Origin of the sequence: Pseudomonas sp. ANT_J28 (assembly GCF_008370005.1) — a bacterium.
GTDB lineage: Bacteria > Pseudomonadota > Gammaproteobacteria > Pseudomonadales > Pseudomonadaceae > Aquipseudomonas > Aquipseudomonas frigoris.
The window spans coordinates 26488-46456 of record NZ_VOBM01000009.1; the positions used below are offsets into that span (position 1 = coordinate 26488).

Here is a 19969-nt window from a genome sequence, read left to right on the forward strand (position 1 = left end):
CGGGGCAACAGGATTTTTCAAGTTTCAGAGGACTTAATCATGAGCAACGTCGACTACGCCGAAATCGCCAAATTCGAAGCCCTGGCCCATCGCTGGTGGGACCGCGAAAGCGAGTTCAAACCGCTGCACGACATCAACCCGCTGCGGGTCAACTGGATTGACGAGCGGGTCAACCTGGCCGGCAAGAAAGTCCTCGACGTCGGTTGCGGCGGCGGCATTCTCAGCGAAGCCATGGCCCAGCGCGGCGCTACCGTCATGGGCATCGACATGGGCGAAGCGCCGCTGGCGGTCGCGCAACTGCATCAACTGGAATCCGGCGTGAGCGTCGAATACCGGCAGATCACCGCCGAAGCCCTCGCTGAAGAAATGCCCGAGCAGTTCGACGTGGTCACCTGCCTGGAAATGCTCGAGCACGTGCCGGACCCCTCCTCGGTGATCCGCGCCTGCTTCCGTATGGTCAAGCCCGGCGGCCAGGTGTTCTTCTCCACCATCAACCGCAACCCGAAGGCGTACCTGTTCGCCATCGTCGGCGCGGAATACATCATGAAGCTGCTGCCGCGCGGCACCCACGATTTCAAGAAATTCATCCGCCCTTCGGAGCTGGGTGCCTGGAGCCGCATGGCCGGCCTGACCGTCAAGGACATCATCGGCCTGACCTACAACCCGCTGACCAAGCACTACAAACTGGCCTCCGACGTGGACGTCAACTACATGATCCAGACCCTGCGCGAGGAGTAAGCCGATGCGTATCAGAGCAGTTCTTTTCGACATGGACGGCACCCTGCTCGACACCGCGCCGGACTTCATTGCGATTTGTCAGGCGATGCGCGCCGATCGCGGCTTGCCGCCGATGAGCGACAAACACATTCGCGACGAGATCTCCGGCGGCGCCAAGGCGATGGTCGCCGTGACCTTCTCCATGGACCCGGAATCACCGGGTTTCGAGGAATTACGCCTGGAGTTTCTGGAGCGTTACCTCGCCGGTTGCGCGGTTCACAGCAAACTCTTCGACGGCATGGGCGAACTGCTGGCCGACATCGAAAAGGCCAACCTGATCTGGGGCGTGGTCACCAACAAGCCGCTGCGGTTCGCCGAGCCGATCATGCAGCAGCTTGGCCTGGCCGAGCGCTCGGCGCTGTTGATCTGCCCGGACCATGTGAAGAACAGCAAACCGGACCCCGAGCCGTTGATCCTGGCGTGCAAGATGCTCGACCTGGACCCGGCCAGCGTGTTGTTCGTGGGTGATGACTTGCGCGATATCGAATCCGGTCGCGATGCCGGCACCAAAACGGCCGCCGTGACCTATGGCTACATCCATCCCGACGATAACCCGCGGCATTGGGGCGCGGATGTGGTGGTCGATCATCCGCTGGAGTTGCGCAAGGTGCTTGATAGCGCTTTGTGTAGTTGCTGAGCGGCGACGCGGAGCGTCACTGGCTGCATTCCCACGCGGAGCGTGGGAACGATCTAACTCTCGTAGAGGTTTCTTATGTTTGATTATTCCGCCCGCCCAGAATTGCTCAAGGACCGGGTCATCCTGGTCACCGGCGCTGGCCGTGGCATCGGCGCTGCCGCCGCGAAAACCTTTGCCGCGCACGGCGCCACTGTGCTGTTGCTGGGCAAGACCGAAGCCAACCTGACTCAGGTCTACGACGAAATCGAAGCCGCCGGCCATCCACAACCGGCCGTGATCCCGTTCAACCTGGAAACCGCCCTGCCCCATCAATACGATGAGCTGGCAGCGATGATCGAAACCGAATTCGGCCATCTCGACGGTTTGCTGCACAACGCGTCGATCATTGGCCCGCGTACGCCGATTGAGCAACTGTCCGGCGAAAACTTCATGCGTGTCATGCACGTCAACGTCAATGCCATGTTCATGCTCACCAGCACCCTGCTGCCGCTGCTCAAGCTGTCCCAGGACGCCTCTGTGGTGTTCACTTCCAGCAGTGTCGGCCGCAAGGGTCGTGCGTATTGGGGGGCTTACGGCGTCTCCAAGTTCGCCACCGAAGGCTTGATGCAAACCCTGGCCGACGAAGTCGATGCCGTGGCACCGGTGCGCTCCAACAGCATCAACCCGGGCGCCACCCGCACCAGCATGCGCGCCCAGGCTTACCCGGGTGAAAACCCGCTGAACAACCCGACGCCCGAGGAGATCATGCCGGTCTACCTCTACCTGATGGGTCCGGACAGCACCGGCATCAACGGCCAGGCGTTCAACGCTCAGTAACGCCCGCGCGTCGCTTTTGTGCCGCGACGGCTTCACGTCGCGGCATTCAAAGTGCGTCGTAACTACCGCCATCACAAGTCAAACAACTGTCACCGAATGCGGTGACATTCTTCATCAACACTCCAATACTTTGATTTATAAAGATTTTTATCCGACTGAACCGAATGGCACGAGTTTCGCTCTAAATTTGCTCAGACACGCAGTGTGAAAGCAAACGGGCGGACGCCTGAGCCGACAGGTTACTTATCGTCGGCGAAGCGGACTAAACTTGGGCCAAATGTCCTACGGGACTGATGGACCAGTATGACGCGCAGCCCAAAGCCGCTCTCACCCAGCCTGTAAGACAGCCTTACTGCTTAGGGGCGCACGCCATATGAAATCACCTTCCCAGACCAACGCAATTGACTTCGATAGCGCCAAATTGCAACGCCTGGGCTTTGGTCAGCAGCCTACCCTCATCGAGAGGCCTGTCAGCCTTTCGCAACTGCGCCAGCAACTGAGCCTGCAGCTGCAAACCAGTCTTGAGCCGCAACGCATTCTCGGGCTCTTTTTCCGTGAGATTCAGCGACTTGTACCGCTTGACGCCTTGACGTACGGGCACGCGTCCAGCGACTTGCGCCTGGAATTCGGCCTGCGCGGCCATCATTCGATCAGCTACAGCCTCAGCCATGAAGGCGAGGATCTGGGTGAACTGGTATTCCGCCGCAATCAGCGTTTCAGTGAGCAGGAACAAGGCAACCTCGAGTCACTGCTGTCCGCATTGCTGTATCCGATGCGCAATGCCTTGCTCTACCGCGCGGCCACCCAAAGCGCCTTGCGCGATCCGCTCACGGATACCGGCAACCGCATCGCCATGGATCAGACCCTTCAACGGGAAATCGAGATGTCGCTTCGGCATCTGCAACCCTTGTCGCTGCTGATGCTGGACATCGATTACTTCAAACGCATCAACGACAACCACGGACACAGCGCCGGCGATGACGTGCTCAAGGCCGTTGCAGCCTCGATCAAAAGCCAGTTGCGCAACGTGGACATGGTCTTCCGCTTTGGTGGCGAAGAGTTCCTGATCCTGCTTTCCAACACCAGTCGTGAGGCGGCAGCCTTGGTCGGCGAACGGCTACGATTTGCGGTGCAGGCCGAGGTTTATTCGGCCGACGGCCATTCGATCGAGCTGACAGTCAGCCTTGGTTGCTCGACGCTATTGCCCGGAGAGTCTGCCGACAGCCTGTTGCGACGGGCCGACAGTGCGTTGTATGTGGCCAAGCGCGAGGGACGTAACCGGTTGGCGATGGCGGGTTGAATGCCCAGAGCGGGCACGCTTGGTTAGCGGCCCGCAACGAAAGGAATTAGCGCACAGCGCCGCGCAACTCCCCCACCATCCCTTGCAACCGGGCTGGCTCTGCCACTTCAACCGACACCGCAGGCCCTGCCACCAGCGTCACCCGTGACCACAACCGGCGAAACACGCCCTTTTGCGGATCGCGGCTGAAGAAACTCCCCCACAAGCCCTGCAATGCCAACGGAATCACCGGCACCGGCGTTTCTTCGAGAATCCGCGTCACCCCGCCCTTGAACTCGTTGATCTCGCCATCGGCGGTCAATTTGCCCTCAGGGAAGATGCACACCAACTCGCCGTCCTTCAGATACTGAGCAATGCGCGTGAAGGCTTTTTCGTAGATCTGAATGTCTTCCTGACGCCCCGCGATCGGAATGGTCCCGGCCGTGCGGAAGATGAAGTTCAGCACTGGCAAGTTGTAGATCTTGTAATACATCACAAAGCGAATCGGTCGACGCACCGCGCCGCCAATCAGCAAGGCGTCGACGAAGGACACGTGATTGCACACCAGCAACGCCGCGCCTTCATCGGGAATCAGCTGTAGATTGCGATGCTCCACGCGGTACATGGAATGGCTGAGCAGCCAGATCATGAAACGCATGCTGAACTCGGGGACGATGCTGAAGATGTAGGCGTTGACGCCGATGTTCAGCAGCGACACCACCAGGAACAGCTGCGGGATCGACAGTTTGACCAGGCTCAGCAAGACGATCGAGACAATCGCCGAGACCACCATGAACAGCGCATTGAGAATATTGTTGGCGGCAATCACCCGCGCCCGCTCGTTCTCGGGGGTACGAGACTGAATCAGCGCGTACAGCGGCACGATATAGAAACCGCCGAACACCCCAAGCCCCAGAATGTCGATCAACACCAGCCAGGCGTGGCCAAAACCCAGGACTTCGATCCAGCCATGGCCTGTAACGCTGTCCGGAATTCCACCGGAATGCCACCACAGCAGCAAACCAAACACGGTCAGACCGAAAGAGCCGAACGGCACCAGACCGATCTCGACTTTGCGGCCGGACAGTTTCTCGCAAAGCATCGAACCCAACGCGATACCGACCGAGAACACCGTAAGAATCAGCGTCACCACGGTTTCGTCGCCGTGCATCCACTCCTTGGCATAGGCCGGGATCTGCGTCAGATAAATCGCCCCGACAAACCAGAACCACGAGTTGCCGACAATCGAGCGTGACACCGCTGGCGTCTGCCCCAAGCCCAGCTTCAACGTGGCCCAGGACTGGCTGAAAATATTCCAGTTCAGACGCATTTCCGGGGAGGCGGCTGCGGCCCGTGGAATGCTGCGGCTGGCCAGATAGCCGAGCACCGCAACACCGATGATCGCCGTGGAGACGATCGGCGCGTAATGACTGGACGACATCATGATCCCGGCGCCGATGGTCCCGGCGAGGATCGCCAGGAAGGTGCCCATTTCCACCAGGCCGTTGCCACCCACCAGCTCTTCGTCACGCAAGGCCTGCGGCAGGATTGAGTATTTCACCGGCCCGAACAGCGCCGAGTGAGTGCCCATGGCAAACAGCGCCACCAGCATCAGCGACAGGTGATCGAACATGAAACCGACCGCACCGACCGCCATGATGGCGATTTCCCCGAGCTTGATCAGACGAATCAGCGCGTCCTTGGCGAACTTTTCCCCGAATTGCCCGGCCAGTGCCGAGAACAGGAAGAACGGCAGGATGAACAGCAGCGCACACAGGTTGACCCAGATCGAGCGGTCACCGTCGATAGTCAACTTGTAGAGAATGGCGAGAATCAGCGACTGCTTGAAGATGTTGTCGTTGAACGCCCCGAGCGACTGCGTGACGAAGAACGGCAGGAAGCGCCGGGTGCGAAGCAAGGTGAACTGTGAGGGGTGACTCATCTTCCATGTGTCCCTGATGTTGGGTAGAGAGTGGCGTGGATGCAGTTATTGGAATATCCAACGGCGATCCAGGCCACACATTACCTAAAACTTGCAGGTTATTTCTTTAATCCTGCAATACACGGCGAGACAAACAACTCGCCCCGCCAAGCGCCCTGCACCGTCCGTTTGGCGACGATCAGCCACATCACCGCCAGCAACACCACCAGCACACAGCCGAAGGCACTAAAAAACGCCAGGTTCAAGGTGCTGGCCAGCTTCAAAGTCGCCAGGGAATAGACGCCCAACGGGAAGGTGAAACCCCACCAGCCAAGATTGAACGGAATACCGACGCGCAGGTAACGCAGGGTGATGAGCACCGCGATCAGCATCCACCACAGACCAAAGCCCCACAGTGTGATCCCGGCCACCAACCCCAGCCCAGCAGCGATTTCACCAATGCCCGGCAGACCGTTGGCAGCGAAAATCGCCGGAGCGTCGGCGCCCAGCAGCAACATGCCCAGCGCCCCGGTGCCGATCGGGCCGAGCGCCAGCCAGCTGGAGGCGGCCATGTTTTCGTGGGGTAATTTATGCAGCGCCATACGCAGCAACAGAATGGTCAGAATGCTGAACGCAACCGGCAGGGAAAAGGCCCAGAGCACGTAGCTGGTCACCAGCACCACCAGTTGCGAATGAGCATCGACCAGGTGCGGCGCCAGCAGGCCACCGCTGGCGGCCGCCACTTCTGCCGCCACCACCGGCAACAACCAGACGGCGGTCATCTGGTCGATGCTGTGTTCCTGACGGGTGAACATCAGGTAGGGAATCAGCACGCCGCACGCCACAGACATCGCCACATCCAGCCACCACAGCACCTCGACGAGATGAATCACGCCCTCGCCCCAACGCGGCAGACCGAACAACAGGAAACCATTGATGATGGTCGCCAGGCCCATGGGGATGGTGCCAAAAAACATCGAAACCGTGGAGTGACCGAAAATCCGCCGCGCCTCATCGAAAAACAGCGCCCAACGCGCCGAATACATAACCGTGAATAAAACGAACAACACTATATTGAACAGCCAAAGGGCTTCGGCAATGGCGTGCAAACCGGCATTTGCGCCAGGCAGCTGCGCCAGCGCCAACGCCAGCACACCGGTGCCCATGGTGGCGGCGAACCAGTTCGGCGTGAACTGGCGGATGACTTCACGCGGATGCTGCAAATGACTGAAAGGTTTGAAACCGGCTGGGGCGGTGTTGGGGCATGTCATGGTGAACTCCTGTCCTCTGTTGAGGTGGAGCTCATGGTAGATCCGAATCGAATATCGATATAACGGGTAATATCTCTAACTGTTATCTGTTTTGCAGATATGACGTCAAACGCTGCCTTCAGTTTCGATCACCAGGATTCTTGCCGCACCCTGCGGATGGGCAACGTGTTCGGTGCCGACGTCGGCATAGAAGATATCTCCTACACCCAACATCACTTCTTTCTCCTGCCCTTCTTCGCGATAACGCATCTGCACTTGACCATCCAGCACCACGAACACTTCTTGCCCATCATTGATGTGCCATTTATAGGGCTGATCGGTCCAGTGCAAACGCGTGGTGATGCCGTTCATGTTGGCGATATCCAAAGCGCCCCAGGCTCGGTCAGCGGTGAAGGATTTGCTGCGGATGATTTTCATGCGTCGGTCCGTCGAAAGGTATGTCGGTGCCAAGGCTAACGGTCATCGAACATCGACGCCACAGACTTTCATGGACTGCTGACGCATCAAGGCGAACAAAGCGCCGACCGAGAGAATAATCAGCACCGCGCCGTAGCCATCGGTGGTGGCCACCAGCCCGAAGGTCCGGGTCAAGTTCCCGGCCAGCAACGACGGCAAGCAGAACGCCAGATAACTGAGCACGTAAAAAGCGGACATCAACCCTGCCCGTTCATGGGGCAAGGCCAGCGGCACAACGCTGCGCAACGCACCGAGGAAACCGGCACCGAAACCGCATCCGGCCACCAGCGTGCCGACGAAAAACAGAGTCAGGCTGGCGCTGTGCACCGCCATCAGAATCAGCGCGACGCCGACGGGCAGCAGACGGCCGCCCAAGCGCAAAACCTTGTCGGCCGGCCGATTGCGCACGGTGTAGATCATCAACGCGCCGGTCACCGTCAACACAGCCACCGTCGCACCGCCAATCAGATTTGAGGTCGATCCGGTGGCCGTGCGCACCAGGGACGGTGCCAAAGAAGCGTAAAAACCACCGAGCGCCCACACCGCGATATTGATCGGCAGCACCAGCCACAACGCGCACCGCGCCTGGATCGGCACATGCAGTGTCGGACGCAGCGAAGCCCAGACTCCCGGTTGGGGGCTGACGCTTTCCGGCAAGCGCCAGACGTACAGTGCCTGCATCACAAACAGTGCGAGCAACACCCAATAGGTCAACTGCAATGGCAACGGCGCAAACTCGGCCAATAAGCCGCAGCCCATGGCGCCCAACGCCATGCCCAGCAACGGCGCGACACTGTTGACCAACGGCCCTTGCTGGCGATTGGTGTCCAACAGCGCCGCGCTCAATACGGCAGTGGCCATCCCTGTAGCAAAACCTTGAAGCACTCGCGCACTGATCAACCAGGCGACACTGTCTGCATTGATAAACAGCAGCATCGCCAGCATGTTCAACATCACAGCGGTGAAGATCACCGGTTTGCGCCCCAGGTAATCCGAGAGCGAACCAACCGTGAGCAATGCCGCCAGCAAGCTGATGGCGTACACGCCGAAAATCAGGGTCAGGGTCGCTGCCGAGAATTGCAGGTGCTCCTGGTACAAGTGATACAACGGCGTCGGCGCGGTGGAAGCGGCAAGAAAACTGAGTAAGGTGATCGCCAGGAACCACAGGCTTGAACGATTAGACGTTGAACTGGACATGGGCACACTCCGCAAAAGCTAACTTTTTGCTTTTGCGGAGTGTGCTACCGGCTAGCGCTTAAAGCAAATTCTTTGTGTTAAGGTCCGATGTATGGCTATTAAAGAAGGTTTACGCCCCGGCGGTAGAAGCGCCCGGGTGCAAGAGTCGGTTCACTCGGCAGTCCGCGAGCTTCTCGAAGAGCAGGACCGCGCCACCGTGACCGTCCCGCAAATCGCCGCGCGTGCCGGCGTCACGCCGTCGACCATCTACCGGCGCTGGGGCGATTTGTCGGTGTTGTTGGCGGACGTCGCCCTCGCCCGCATGCGCCCCGAGAGCGAGCCGGCCAATACCGGCAGCCTGCGCGGTGACGTGCGCGCCTGGGCCGAGCAGTATCTGGACGAGATGAGTTCCGAGCCCGGTCGCAACATGTTGCGTGACGTGCAATGCAGCACCACACCGGCCCTTTGCGCGACGATCATTGGCGGGCAGTTGCAGACGATTCTGGATCGTTACCCCGATCAGCCGAAGCCAAACGTTGATCGGCTGATCAACATGGTGGCGGCGCCGACGGTGTTTCGCATCCTGTTTTCAGCGGCGCCGCTGGAGGTTGAGGAATTGCATCGGTTGATTGAGATTGCTTTGAATCAGTGAGGCCGCCTTCGCGAGCAAGCCCGCTCCCACAGGGGATTTGTGACCGACACAGATCCAATGTGGGAGCGGGCTTGCTCGCGAAGGGGCCGGAAAAAACACCCAAGATCCCCCTGGCACACCGCCTGCGACACCCCGCCACGCCGCGACCTTGGTCGACACTGACTAACCCCTGCCATCGTGCGAGACTGTCTGTCCGGGCGCGAATCCCGGGTGTCTTTTGTCTGGAGTTCCCATGTCGCTGTCCAGCGGGCTGATCGCCGCCGTCGCCCTGGCCTATATGGCCATCATGTTCGCCATCGCCTTCTACGGCGACCGTCGCAGCACGCCGTTGCCGCCGCGGGTGCGCGCTTGGGTGTACAGCCTGTCGCTGGCCGTCTATTGCACCAGCTGGACCTTCTTTGGCGCCGTGGGCCAGGCCGCCGAACAGCTCTGGGCTTTCCTGCCGATCTACCTCGGGCCGATTCTGCTACTGGTGTGCGCGCCGTGGGTCCTGCAAAAAATGGTGATGATCAGCAAGCAGGAGAACATCACCTCCATTGCTGACTTCATCGCTGCGCGCTATGGCAAATCCCAGTCGCTGGCCGTGGTAGTGGCGCTGATCTGTCTGGTCGGCGTGTTGCCCTACATTGCGTTGCAACTCAAGGGCATCGTGCTCGGGGTGAACTTGTTGATCGGCGCCGGTGCCGACGCCATGGGCACCCGCGCCCAGGACACGGCGCTGATCGTGTCGCTGGTGCTGGCGCTGTTCACCATCGTCTTCGGTACCCGCAACCTCGACGCCACGGAACACCACCGCGGCATGGTGCTGGCGATTGCGTTCGAATCGCTGGTCAAGCTGTTTGCTTTTCTCGCGGTCGGCGCGTTCGTGACCTACGGCCTGTACGACGGTTTCGACGACCTGTTCGACCAGGCGATGCTCGCCCCGCGTCTGGAAGAATACTGGAAGGAAACCATCAACTGGCCGTCGATGGTGGTGCAAACTGGCGTGGCAATGATGGCAATCATCTGCCTGCCCCGGCAGTTCCACGTAACCGTGGTGGAAAACATCGACCCGCAGGATCTGCGCCTGGCCAAATGGGTGTTTCCGGCTTATCTGGCGCTGGCGGCGTTGTTCGTCGTTCCTATCGCCCTCGCCGGTCAGATGCTGCTGCCAAGTTCGGTACTGCCGGACTCTTTTGTGATCAGCCTGCCGCTGGCCCAATCCCATCCTGCCCTGGCGATGCTGGCGTTTATCGGTGGCGCCTCGGCGGCGACCGGCATGGTGATTGTCGCCAGCGTGGCGTTGTCGACCATGGTATCCAACGACATGCTGTTGCCATGGCTGCTGCGGCGCAACAACGCCGAGCGGCCGTTCGAAGTGTTCCGCCAGTGGATGCTCTCGGTACGCCGAGTGAGCATTGTGGTGATTCTGCTGCTGGCCTACGTCAGTTATCGCCTGCTCGGCTCAACGGCGAGCCTGGCGACCATTGGCCAGATCGCCTTCGCCGCCGTGACCCAACTGGCCCCGGCCATGCTCGGCGCGCTGTACTGGAAACAGGCCAATCGTCGCGGTGTGTTCGCCGGTCTGGCTGCCGGGACGTTCCTGTGGTTCTACACCTTGATTCTGCCGATTGCCGCCAACAGCCTTGGTTTGTCGTTGAGCAGTTTCCCCGGCCTGGCCTGGTTGCACAGCAACCCGATGAAACTGCCACTCACCCCGCTGACACAAGGCGTGGTGTTGTCGCTTGCAGCCAACTTCACGCTGTTCGCCTGGGTGTCGATGCTGTCACGTACGAGGGTTTCGGAACATTGGCAGGCGGGTCGCTTCATCGGTCAGGAAATCAGCGCCCGCCCCAGCGCCCGTTCGATGCTGTCGGTGCAGATCGACGATTTGTTGCAGCTGGCCGCACGCTTCGTCGGCGAAGAACGCGCCCGTCAGAGTTTCATCCGTTTCGCCTACCGTCAGGGCAAAGGCTTCAACCCGAACCAGAACGCCGACGGCGAATGGATCGCCCATACCGAACGTTTGCTGGCCGGTGTGCTGGGTGCTTCTTCGACCCGGGCGGTGGTTAAAGCCGCCATCGAAGGTAGGGAAATGCAACTCGAGGACGTCGTCCGAATCGCCGATGAAGCCTCGGAAGTGCTGCAGTTCAACCGTGCCCTGTTGCAAGGAGCTATCGAAAACATCACCCAGGGCATCAGCGTGGTCGACCAGTCGCTGAAACTAGTGGCGTGGAACCGGCGCTATCTGGAGCTGTTCAATTACCCGGATGGGCTGATCAGGCTTGGCCGACCGATTGCCGACATCATTCGCTACAACGCCGAGCGCGGCCTGTGCGGTCCCGGCGAAGCCGAAGTGCACGTCGCCCGCCGCTTGCACTGGATGCGTCAGGGCCGTGCCCACACCTCTGAAAGACTTTTCCCTAATGGCCGTGTGATCGAGCTGATTGGCAACCCGATGCCGGGCGGCGGTTTTGTCATGAGTTTCACCGACATCACCGCGTTCCGCGAGGCGGAGCAGGCGCTGACCGAGGCCAACGAAGGGCTGGAGCGACGGGTCACCGAGCGGACCCACGAACTGTCCCAACTCAACGTTGCCCTGACCGAAGCCAAGGGCACCGCGGAGTCGGCCAACCAGTCGAAAACCCGTTTCCTGGCGGCGGTCAGCCATGACTTGATGCAACCGTTGAACGCTGCGCGACTGTTCTCGGCCGCCCTTTCCCACCAAGAAGACGGCCTCTGCGGTGAGGCGCAGAAACTGGTCCACCATCTGGACACTTCACTGCGCTCGGCCGAGGATCTGATCAGCGACCTGCTGGACATTTCCCGCCTGGAAAACGGCAAGATCAACCCTGATCCAAAACCGTTCGTGCTCAATGAGATGTTCGACGTCCTCGGTGCCGAGTTCAAGGCGCTGGCCCGCGACCAGGGGCTGAAGTTTCGCGTCAGGGGCAGTACGTTGCGCGTCGACAGCGACATAAAACTGCTGCGACGAATCCTGCAGAACTTCCTGACCAACGCCTTCCGCTACGCCAAAGGCCCGGTACTGCTGGGGGTTCGCCGACGCAAGGGCGAGCTGTGCCTGGAAGTGTGGGACCGTGGCCCGGGCATTCCGCTGGATAAACAGCAAGTCATTTTCGAAGAATTCAAACGCCTCGACAGCCACCAGACGCGTGCTGAGAAAGGCCTGGGGCTTGGCCTGGCGATCGCGGACGGGTTGTGTCGCGTGCTGGGACATACCTTGCGCGTACGCTCCTGGCCGGGGCACGGCAGTGTCTTCAGTGTCAGTGTGCCGTTGGCTCGGGCGCAATCCGCGATCCCGACCAAGGTCGCCGAGCTCAATGGCAAATTGCTGAGCGGCGCGCAGGTACTGTGCATCGACAACGAAGACAGCATCCTGATCGGCATGAACAGCTTGCTCACGCGCTGGGGTTGTCAGGTCTGGACCGCGCGCAACCGCGATGAATGCGCGGCGCTGCTCAGCGACGGGATGCGACCGCAATTGGCGCTGGTGGATTACCACCTGGACGATGGCGAGACCGGGACCGAGCTGATGGCATGGCTGCGAACCCGACTGGGTGAGCCAGTGCCAGGGGTTGTGATCAGCGCCGATGGGCGACCGGAGACGGTGGCCCAAGTGCATGCGGCGGGGCTGGATTACCTGGCTAAACCGGTGAAGCCGGCGGCGTTGCGGGCGTTGCTGAGTCGGCATTTGCCGCTGTAGCGCGGCAACAAAAAAGATCGCAGCCTGCGGCAGCTCCTACACGGAATTACGTACACCTGTAGGAGCTGCCGCAGGCTGCGATCTTTTGATCTTATTCAGGCAACTCGGCCAACCCATCCACATCCGTCATCGCCCGCTCCAGCAAGTCTGCGGGCAGGCTCTTGCTCGCCCGCGCGCCAAGCAACTTGAGCTGCTCGCTACGACTGACCAGATTGCCCCGACCTTCTGTCAGCTTATTGCGCGCAGAGCTGTAGGCTTTATCCAGTTGCTGTAGGCGATTGCCGACCTCATCCAGATCCTGGATGAACAACACGAACTTGTCGTACAGCCACCCGGCCCGCTCGGCGATTTCCCGGGCGTTCTGGCTCTGGCGCTCCTGCTTCCACAGGCTGTCGATGACGCGCAGGGTCGCCAGCAACGTGGTCGGGCTGACGATCACGATGTTGCGGTCGAAGGCCTCCTGGAACAGCGTCGGCTCAGCCTGCAGTGCGGCGGAAAACGCCGCTTCGATCGGTACGAAAAGCAGGACGAAATCCAGGCTGTGCAAACCGTCGAGACGCTTGTAATCCTTGCCGGCGAGACCTTTGACGTGTGTGCGCAGGGACAGCACGTGCTGCTTGATGGCGGTCTGGCCGATGGCATCGTCTTCGGCCGCGACGTATTGCTGATAGGCCGTGAGGCTGACCTTGGAGTCGACCACCACCTGTTTGTCGCCCGGCAGATAAATGATCACGTCCGGCTGGAAACGCTCACCGTCCGGCCCCTTGAGGTTGACCTGGGTCTGGTACTCGCGCCCCTTCTCCAGGCCCGCGTGTTCAAGCACTCGCTCAAGAATCAGCTCGCCCCAGTTGCCTTGGGTTTTCTGCCCTTTCAAGGCGCGGGTCAGGTTGGTGGCTTCGTCGCTCAGGCGCAGGTTCAGCTGTTGCAGCCGCTCCAGTTCCTTGGCCAGGGAAAAACGTTCGCGGGCTTCTGCCTGATAGCTTTCTTCGACGCGTTTTTCGAAGGACTGGATGCGATCCTTCAACGGATCGAGCAACTGACCGAGGCGTTGTTGACTGGTTTCGGCAAAGCGCTGCTCGCGCTCGTCGAAGATCTTGCCAGCCAGCTCTGCGAACTGCGCTCGCAGCTCGTCTCGCGAGCCCTGCAGGTCGTTGAGGCGCTGCTGATGGCTTTCCTGTTGCTCACGTAGCTCTGCGTTGAGCGAAGCGGCCTGGGCGTCCAGACGACGCAACTCAGCCTCTTTGCCGGCGCGCTCCAGATTCCAGGCGTGGGCGGCGTCGCGTGCGTCGTCACGTTCGATCTGCAGCAGTTCGACTTCACGGCGTACGGCGGCCAGGTCTGCTTGTTTGGCGGCGTTGGCCTGGCCCAGATCACCAATTTCATCGCGACAGGCTTCGAGTTGGGCGTTCAATCCATCCTGAGCCAGATGGGCCGTGGCCAGACGCTCTTCCAGCAGTGCAACCTCTGACTGCGTGGCGCTCGCTCGGCGCTGAAGTTGCCAGGCCAGTACCAGTAACGGCAGCGCAGCGCCCGCCAGACCAAGCATTGCGCTGGTCAAGTCCATAGCCATAACCACTCCTGCCAATGAAATAAAGCTTGAAGGTTAACCAAGGCGTCAGGTCTTGGACAGCTCAGTCTTCGATCAGACCCAGTTCCTGCTGGGCGCGCCGATCCCCTGCCCGCGCGGCCGAACGCAGAAGGTCCTGGCCGATACGGCGATCCCGGGCCGGCATATCAGCTGACTGAGAACGCTGGGAGGTGTGGAGGTTGCAGAGACTGATACTGAGCGAAACTTCATAAAGCACTGTGGGGCAGATCGGAAGGCGCGCCACTCTACTCTTTTTTTCTTACAGGTAAAGCCTAAAAAAACCCGGCACGCCCGTCCTAGAGCAAGCGCTCGGGACAATCCACAGAAGCTGTGGATAACTCAGTGGACAACCGCCCTTGAACTCTCGCAAAGCCCTATGGAATGGGGCTCGCAGTCAAACTGACGATTTTTTCACCAGTAAAAAAAAGCGATGTTTTTCATTGACTTAAATTTTGGTTACAGGCACCCACTGCGTTTGAGGGGAAGATGACAGCGGCGTGACACGCTCCATGACTTATGTGCACAAGTACCTTCGAGGCAGTTATATCGATGCGCTTTTTCGGCGCATTTTTTACCTGAACCTGGGGATAAACCTTGGCAAACCCATGACCCAGGCTGGTCCTGGCCCGATGAGCCGTGACTACCGATAGTCAGAATTTGTGCTATTACAGGGCAAGTCTGCGGCTAACGGCTTTTTCCGAGCGCCAATCCGGACGTTGCATGAGGGCGCTCACAGAACTTTTTTGCTAACACCCTTCCCTTCAGCAATTCAATCCATTAGTATCCGCGGCGTTAGTACCAAGCTGAAAGTCAATTCTGGTCGAACAAATCCCCCCGGTCAGCCTTCCCAAAGGAAGCCTCCACCGACAAAGCGGGATCGACCACCTCGATGGTTTCCAGGTAAACCTTGCGTCAACACAGCCTTTGAATCGAAAGCAAAGGGTGTTGCGAAGCTCACTTACTCTGACCGAACCAACCTGCAAATTGATCAGGATCTTCACCCTGGGCCCAGAACCTTTGCCCTTGATGTGTTGCCTGCCCTCCTAAGTACCTACCTGCCAGCCCAAGCGCGCCAATTTATCAGCGCTTCAAACTGGCTGCTTTGTTCCAGTCGGGTTCTTCGTTCGACCAATGGTGGTCGTCGTCACTGGAACGTTTTAACTTTGCACGGTTCTTATCCGTGTCGCTTGTAGGAACACCCAATGACTATGTCTACTCAAATCCACACCCAGGATGCCATTCGCACCCTAACCAATGCTTTTGCACCAATGAACTGCCTGATCATGGCTGCTCGCAAAGGCTGCTTCAGCTTCACTCTGGTCAACGAACACGGCATCGCTCGTCACAGCGAACGCCTGTACCCCGATCAATACTCCAGCGCCGAGCCGCTGCAGGCCGTGATCGAACGTACCCGTCAGGCACTGGTTGCCTGATACGCCAGAAAGACTGAAAACCTCAAAAGCCTCGCTCAAAAAGCGGGGCTTTTTATTGCCCGTAATTTGTCTTTTCGCCGCTGCCGCCTAAGCACTAACCGATATAACGGTTATAACTCGCAGCCGGAAATATTTTAAAAACAGGCCTTTACAGCGCGAATATGACACTACACTTCAACTCAAGCGGTCTGATCCGCTTCCGGCGAGCCTGAGTCGATTCACCTGCTGCCAACGCTCCTTTCAGGTATCGCCGACCATTTCATATTTCGAGGGCTTTATGGGTATCGCTGCCAGCGAACTTTGCCGTTATGTGATCCGCCCGACATTGATTTACCTCGGGCGCCATAGCGCAACTGCCGAATCCCTGCTGCTGGGCATCGCCGCCAGCCAGTCAGCCCTTGGAACTGCCCTGCATGACCGCCGTGGACACGGCCTGTACCGAATCGCCGAACCTCGCCATCAAGCACTTTGGGACCACTACCTGGCGCTTGACCCGGAACGCGCAAGCCTGGTTCGCGGCCTGGCCAGCCAACATGCGTTCCTGAGTGGTCCGCACCTCGAATTGACCGTCAACCTGCGTTACGCCACAGCCATCGCCTGGCTACTGGTAGAAGAACAGAACACCCCCCTCCCCGAAGCAGACGACCTACTGGGAATGGCCCGCATCTGGCGCCAGACCTTCCAGCCTCAAGGACGCCTGAGAGACTTCACCTGCGCCTGGCAAACCTGTGTTTCACCGCTGAATCAGGTCGCCTGCTGATCTGCTGTTTCCACAAGATCGCGCAACTGCTGCGATTTTGGTCGGATTGTCCTACAAAACCGCTCTAAATCAAGACATACAGCCTATAGCGCTGGGACGAAAATGTTGGTAATTTTCGCCCCGGTGATCATCAGGAGTTCTAATAATGAAAAAAGTAATGCTCAAAACCACCCTTAGCCTCGCCGTTACCTTGGCATCCACCCAAATCTTCGCAAGTGGCTTCGCCCTTAACGAACAAAGCATCAGCGGGATGGGGACAGGTTTTGCCGGGCGATCTTCTTCTGCCGATGACGCAAGTACAGTTTTTGGCAACCCTGCCGGTATGGCCCGCCTCAAAGGCCAGCAAATCACTGGCGGTATCGCAGCGATCGACGCCTCGACCGATATCAGCGATACCAGCGGCCGTTCAAGCGGAACCAACAAAGGCGATATGGTTCCGTTCACTACAGTACCGATGGGTTTCTATACAAATAAACTCAACGATGAATGGGCTGTTGGTTTTGGTGTCTACGCTCCGTTCGGGCTGATCACCGACTACGAAAACGGCTTTCAGGGCCGCGCTTTCGGCAGCAAGAGCGAAGTCAAAGTCGTCACTCTGCAGCCAACCGTCAGCTACGCTTTCAACGACAAAGTTTCGATCGGTTTTGGCCCTACCATCAACCGGATTTCCGGCACCCTGGAATCGGACATTGCTCTCCCTATCCCCCGGACTGGTGACAACAATGTGGAGATCAAGGGCGACGATACGGCCTTGGGCTTTAACGCCGGCGTCCTGGTGCAAGCCACCGACACCACTCGCGTGGGCCTGACCTATCACTCGAAAGTGAAGTACAAGCTCGACGGCCACACCGATGTGTCTACCGGCGCTCGCGTGCCACCTCAGCTGCTCAAATCCAACCGTTACGATGCCTCGCTGAAGATCGAAACACCTGAGTCCTATGACCTTTCCGTGACTCAAGATATGAATGATGCCTGGAAGCTCTATGCCGGTGCTACCTGGACTCGCTGGAGCCGCCTGAAAGACATCACGGTCAACAACGAAGGCGTAACCGCACCTAGCGGTGGTGCCCTCGCCCCACAAATCCTTGGTACCATCAAGGAAGACCAAAACTGGCATGACACCTGGGCCTACGCCGTGGGTACTTCCTACCAGCTGAACAAGCAGTGGGTACTGCGTACCGGTCTCTCCTTTGACCAGTCGCCCACCAACAACACTGATCGTTCGCCACGCATTCCTACCGGCGACCGGACCATCTTCAGTGTCGGTGCGGGCTTCAACCCAACCGACGACTGGACCATTGATGTGGCTTACTCTTACCTCAAGGAAGAATCTGTCACTGTCAACCGCGCTAACGCTTTGGGTCAGTCCTACAACGCCAAGTACGAAAACAGTGCGAACGGTTTCGGTGTTGGCGCAACCTACCGCTTCTGATAATTCACGGCGAGTTTGAACTACTCGCCGCCTGAATTGAAAAAGCCCCGCTCTCTTGTACAGAGGCGGGGCTTTTTAATGGACGTCGATCAGGGTTGCGAGACCAGTGCCTTCTCCACCGCTGCGATGAACTCGGGATCGTCAGGCTTGGTCAGGCTGGAGAAATTGGCGATCACCTTGCCCTTGCGATCGACCACATATTTGTAGAAATTCCACTTCGGCGCGGTGCTCTGCTTGGCGATGATCTTGAACAAATGAGTCGCATCATCACCGCGGACTTTCTGCGGCTCCGTCATGGTGAACGTCACGCCGTAGTTCACGTAGCAGACCTTGGCGGTCTCTTCGCCATCCTTGGACTCTTGTTTGAAGTCGTTGGACGGAACGCCGATCACCTCCAGCCCCTGATCCTTGTAGAGCTGATTCAGTGCCTCAAGGCTTTTGAACTGCGGGGCAAAACCACAGAAGCTCGCGGTATTGACCACCACCAGCGGTTTTCCGGCGAAGCGCTGGCACAGGTCGATGGATTCCTTGGCGCGCAGCTTGGGCAACGAGCCTTGCAAAAGGTCCGGGCACTCTGCCGCTTCAGCCCATCCACTAAACGCTACCAGTAACGCGGGAACAGCGAGCCAGCGCATCAGCATGTCGGTGCATCCTTGAGAAGTCGTCAACAACGAAGTTACTCGCCCTCCTATCCTGCTAGCAAGCACCCATGCCCAGTTGCATCAACGCGAGCCCACCCTGATGCCAGCCCCACCACGACAGGGCCAGCAGCAAGGCGCAGACAGCGACGACAGCGATCCGCGGCCAGCGGCTGTTCATAGCGCACTCATCTGTGTTTGCAGACGCGCCACCGGCTGCTCACGCACCGGCCAGTTCAGGGCGGCGGCCAACAGGCTCAAGAGAATCGCTACCTGCCAGATCAAGTCATAGCTCCCGGTTCGGTCGTACACCACCCCGCCCAACCAGCCGCCGAGGAACGATCCGAGCTGGTGAAACAGGAAAACAATCCCACCGAGCATGGACAGATTTCGCACGCCGAACAAGGTCGCGACGGTGCCGTTGGTCAAGGGCACGGTCGACAGCCACAGGAAACCCATCGCCATGCCAAACAGGTAAGCGGTGGTCGTCGTGACCGGTGCCCACAGGAACAATCCGATCACCACGGCCCGCAGCAGATACAGGCCGGTGAGCAAACGTGGCTTGGACATCCGTCCGCCAAGCCAGCCTGCCGTGTAGGTACCGAAAATATTGAACAGCCCGATCAGCGCCAGCACCGTCGTACCGACGCTCGCCGGGAGATGCTGATCCACCAGATAAGCCGGTAAATGCACGCCGATGAATACCACCTGGAAGCCGCAAACAAAAAAGCCGAACGCCAGCAGCCAGAACCCCGAATGGGAACAGGCCTCGCGCAGGGCTTCGGACAGTGTTTGCTCATGGCCGAACACCGGTAGCGGCTTGTCCTTGAGCATGCTCACCAACGGCACAATCAGCGCCACCAGCATACCCAACACCAGCAATGCCGCTGACCAACCCAGCCAGCCAATCAACCCCAGCGTACCGGGCACCATGGCGAATTGACCGAAAGAGCCGGCAGCGCTGGCAATGCCCATGCCCATGCTGCGTTTCTCTGGCGGCACTACGCGGCCGACCACGCCAAGGATCACCGAGAAGGAGGTGCCGGACAGACCGATGCCGATCAACAGACCGGCACTCAGGGACAAGGTCACGGCCGAATCCGACAGGCCCATGAACACCAGGCCCAACGCATACAGGACACCGCCGACCAGCACCACTTTCGCGGCGCCAAAGCGGTCGGCCAGCGCGCCGGTGAATGGCTGCGCCAGGCCCCAGATCAGATTCTGCAAGGCAATGGCGAAGGCAAACGTCTCACGCCCCCAGCCGAACTCGGCACTCATCGGCGCCAGAAACAGCCCGAAGCCGTGTCTGACACCCAAGGACAATGCGAGAATCAGCGCACTCCCCAACAAAACCCAACCGCAAGTACGCCACATTGATGTCATTCTTATTCTCCGGTAGCGGGTATATACCCGCTTAAGATCGGAAA

17 protein-coding genes and 1 pseudogene are annotated in these 19969 nt (G+C 59.2%); 9 read left to right on the forward strand and 9 right to left on the reverse strand.

Features of this window, described 5'->3' with window-relative positions:
• Positions 1–39 precede the first annotated feature (39 nt).
• The 4 genes from ubiG (at position 40) to FQ187_RS08215 (ending at position 3530) form a co-directional block, all read left to right on the forward strand.
• Positions 40–738, forward strand: a complete 699-nt coding sequence (ubiG, locus tag FQ187_RS08200) for a bifunctional 2-polyprenyl-6-hydroxyphenol methylase/3-demethylubiquinol 3-O-methyltransferase UbiG (RefSeq protein WP_033055822.1) — start codon at positions 40–42, stop codon at positions 736–738.
• A 4-nt stretch (positions 739–742) separates the two neighbouring features.
• A complete protein-coding gene (gene mupP / locus FQ187_RS08205) occupies positions 743–1414 on the forward strand; it encodes an N-acetylmuramic acid 6-phosphate phosphatase MupP (protein WP_149629082.1) in 672 nt (223 codons plus the stop codon).
• A gap of 75 nt (positions 1415–1489) precedes the next feature.
• Complete coding sequence (locus FQ187_RS08210) at positions 1490–2230, forward strand: YciK family oxidoreductase (RefSeq protein ID WP_149629083.1); 741 nt, start codon at positions 1490–1492, stop codon at positions 2228–2230.
• 373 nt (positions 2231–2603) lie between these two features.
• Entirely contained in the window at positions 2604–3530 is a 927-nt protein-coding gene (locus FQ187_RS08215; RefSeq protein WP_149629084.1) for a GGDEF domain-containing protein, read from the forward strand.
• A 46-nt stretch (positions 3531–3576) separates the two neighbouring features.
• Here the strand turns inward: FQ187_RS08215 and FQ187_RS08220 are convergent, their stop codons facing one another.
• The 4 genes from FQ187_RS08220 to FQ187_RS08235 form a co-directional block, all read right to left on the reverse strand.
• Complete coding sequence (locus tag FQ187_RS08220) at positions 3577–5451, reverse strand: MFS transporter (RefSeq protein WP_149629085.1); 1875 nt, start codon at positions 5449–5451, stop codon at positions 3577–3579.
• 98 nt (positions 5452–5549) lie between these two features.
• Entirely contained in the window at positions 5550–6701 is a 1152-nt protein-coding gene (locus FQ187_RS08225) for a TDT family transporter (RefSeq protein WP_149629086.1), read from the reverse strand.
• A 105-nt stretch (positions 6702–6806) separates the two neighbouring features.
• Entirely contained in the window at positions 6807–7118 is a 312-nt protein-coding gene (locus FQ187_RS08230; RefSeq protein WP_140681821.1) for a cupin domain-containing protein, read from the reverse strand.
• 42 nt (positions 7119–7160) lie between these two features.
• Positions 7161–8354: an MFS transporter gene (locus tag FQ187_RS08235; RefSeq protein ID WP_149629087.1), complete on the reverse strand. Its 1194-nt coding sequence runs from the start codon at positions 8352–8354 to the stop codon at positions 7161–7163.
• 91 nt (positions 8355–8445) lie between these two features.
• Here FQ187_RS08235 and FQ187_RS08240 point away from each other — a divergent pair, with 91 nt between their 5' ends.
• Both FQ187_RS08240 and FQ187_RS08245 read left to right on the forward strand, forming a co-directional pair.
• Positions 8446–8985 carry a TetR/AcrR family transcriptional regulator gene (locus tag FQ187_RS08240; protein ID WP_149629088.1) on the forward strand — a complete coding sequence of 180 codons (540 nt, stop codon included), beginning with the start codon at positions 8446–8448 and terminating at the stop codon, positions 8983–8985.
• A gap of 232 nt (positions 8986–9217) precedes the next feature.
• The gene (locus tag FQ187_RS08245) at positions 9218–12688 is read left to right on the forward strand and encodes a PAS domain-containing hybrid sensor histidine kinase/response regulator (protein WP_149629089.1); all 3471 of its coding nucleotides are present in this window, start codon (positions 9218–9220) and stop codon (positions 12686–12688) included.
• Positions 12689–12779: 91 nt separating this feature from the next.
• Here the strand turns inward: FQ187_RS08245 and rmuC are convergent, their stop codons facing one another.
• Both rmuC and FQ187_RS08255 read right to left on the reverse strand, forming a co-directional pair.
• On the reverse strand, positions 12780–14144 hold the full coding sequence (rmuC, locus tag FQ187_RS08250; protein WP_178122691.1) for a DNA recombination protein RmuC: 1365 nt from the start codon (positions 14142–14144) through the stop codon (positions 12780–12782).
• A gap of 175 nt (positions 14145–14319) precedes the next feature.
• Positions 14320–14415 (reverse strand): annotated as a pseudogene (locus FQ187_RS08255) (sel1 repeat family protein); the annotation flags it as partial.
• A 1069-nt stretch (positions 14416–15484) separates the two neighbouring features.
• Here FQ187_RS08255 and FQ187_RS08265 point away from each other — a divergent pair.
• The 3 genes from FQ187_RS08265 to FQ187_RS08275 all read left to right on the forward strand — a co-directional run bounded on the left by FQ187_RS08265 (position 15485) and on the right by FQ187_RS08275 (position 17901).
• On the forward strand, positions 15485–15709 hold the full coding sequence (locus FQ187_RS08265; RefSeq protein WP_007898912.1) for a hypothetical protein: 225 nt from the start codon (positions 15485–15487) through the stop codon (positions 15707–15709).
• A 277-nt stretch (positions 15710–15986) separates the two neighbouring features.
• The gene (locus tag FQ187_RS08270; RefSeq protein WP_149629091.1) at positions 15987–16469 is read left to right on the forward strand and encodes a hypothetical protein; all 483 of its coding nucleotides are present in this window, start codon (positions 15987–15989) and stop codon (positions 16467–16469) included.
• Between the two features lie 145 nt (positions 16470–16614).
• Positions 16615–17901, forward strand: a complete 1287-nt coding sequence (locus FQ187_RS08275; RefSeq protein ID WP_149629092.1) for an OmpP1/FadL family transporter — start codon at positions 16615–16617, stop codon at positions 17899–17901.
• An 89-nt stretch (positions 17902–17990) separates the two neighbouring features.
• Here the strand turns inward: FQ187_RS08275 and FQ187_RS08280 are convergent, their stop codons facing one another.
• The 3 genes from FQ187_RS08280 to FQ187_RS08285 are packed head-to-tail and all read right to left on the reverse strand — an operon-like array spanning position 17991 to position 19925.
• A complete protein-coding gene (locus tag FQ187_RS08280) occupies positions 17991–18542 on the reverse strand; it encodes a glutathione peroxidase (RefSeq protein ID WP_149629093.1) in 552 nt (183 codons plus the stop codon).
• A 55-nt stretch (positions 18543–18597) separates the two neighbouring features.
• Complete coding sequence (locus tag FQ187_RS30285; RefSeq protein WP_256667282.1) at positions 18598–18720, reverse strand: hypothetical protein; 123 nt, start codon at positions 18718–18720, stop codon at positions 18598–18600.
• Positions 18717–19925, reverse strand: a complete 1209-nt coding sequence (locus FQ187_RS08285) for an MFS transporter (RefSeq protein ID WP_149629094.1) — start codon at positions 19923–19925, stop codon at positions 18717–18719. The genes FQ187_RS30285 and FQ187_RS08285 overlap by 4 nt, the downstream gene beginning before the upstream one ends.
• Positions 19926–19969: the final 44 nt, after the last annotated feature.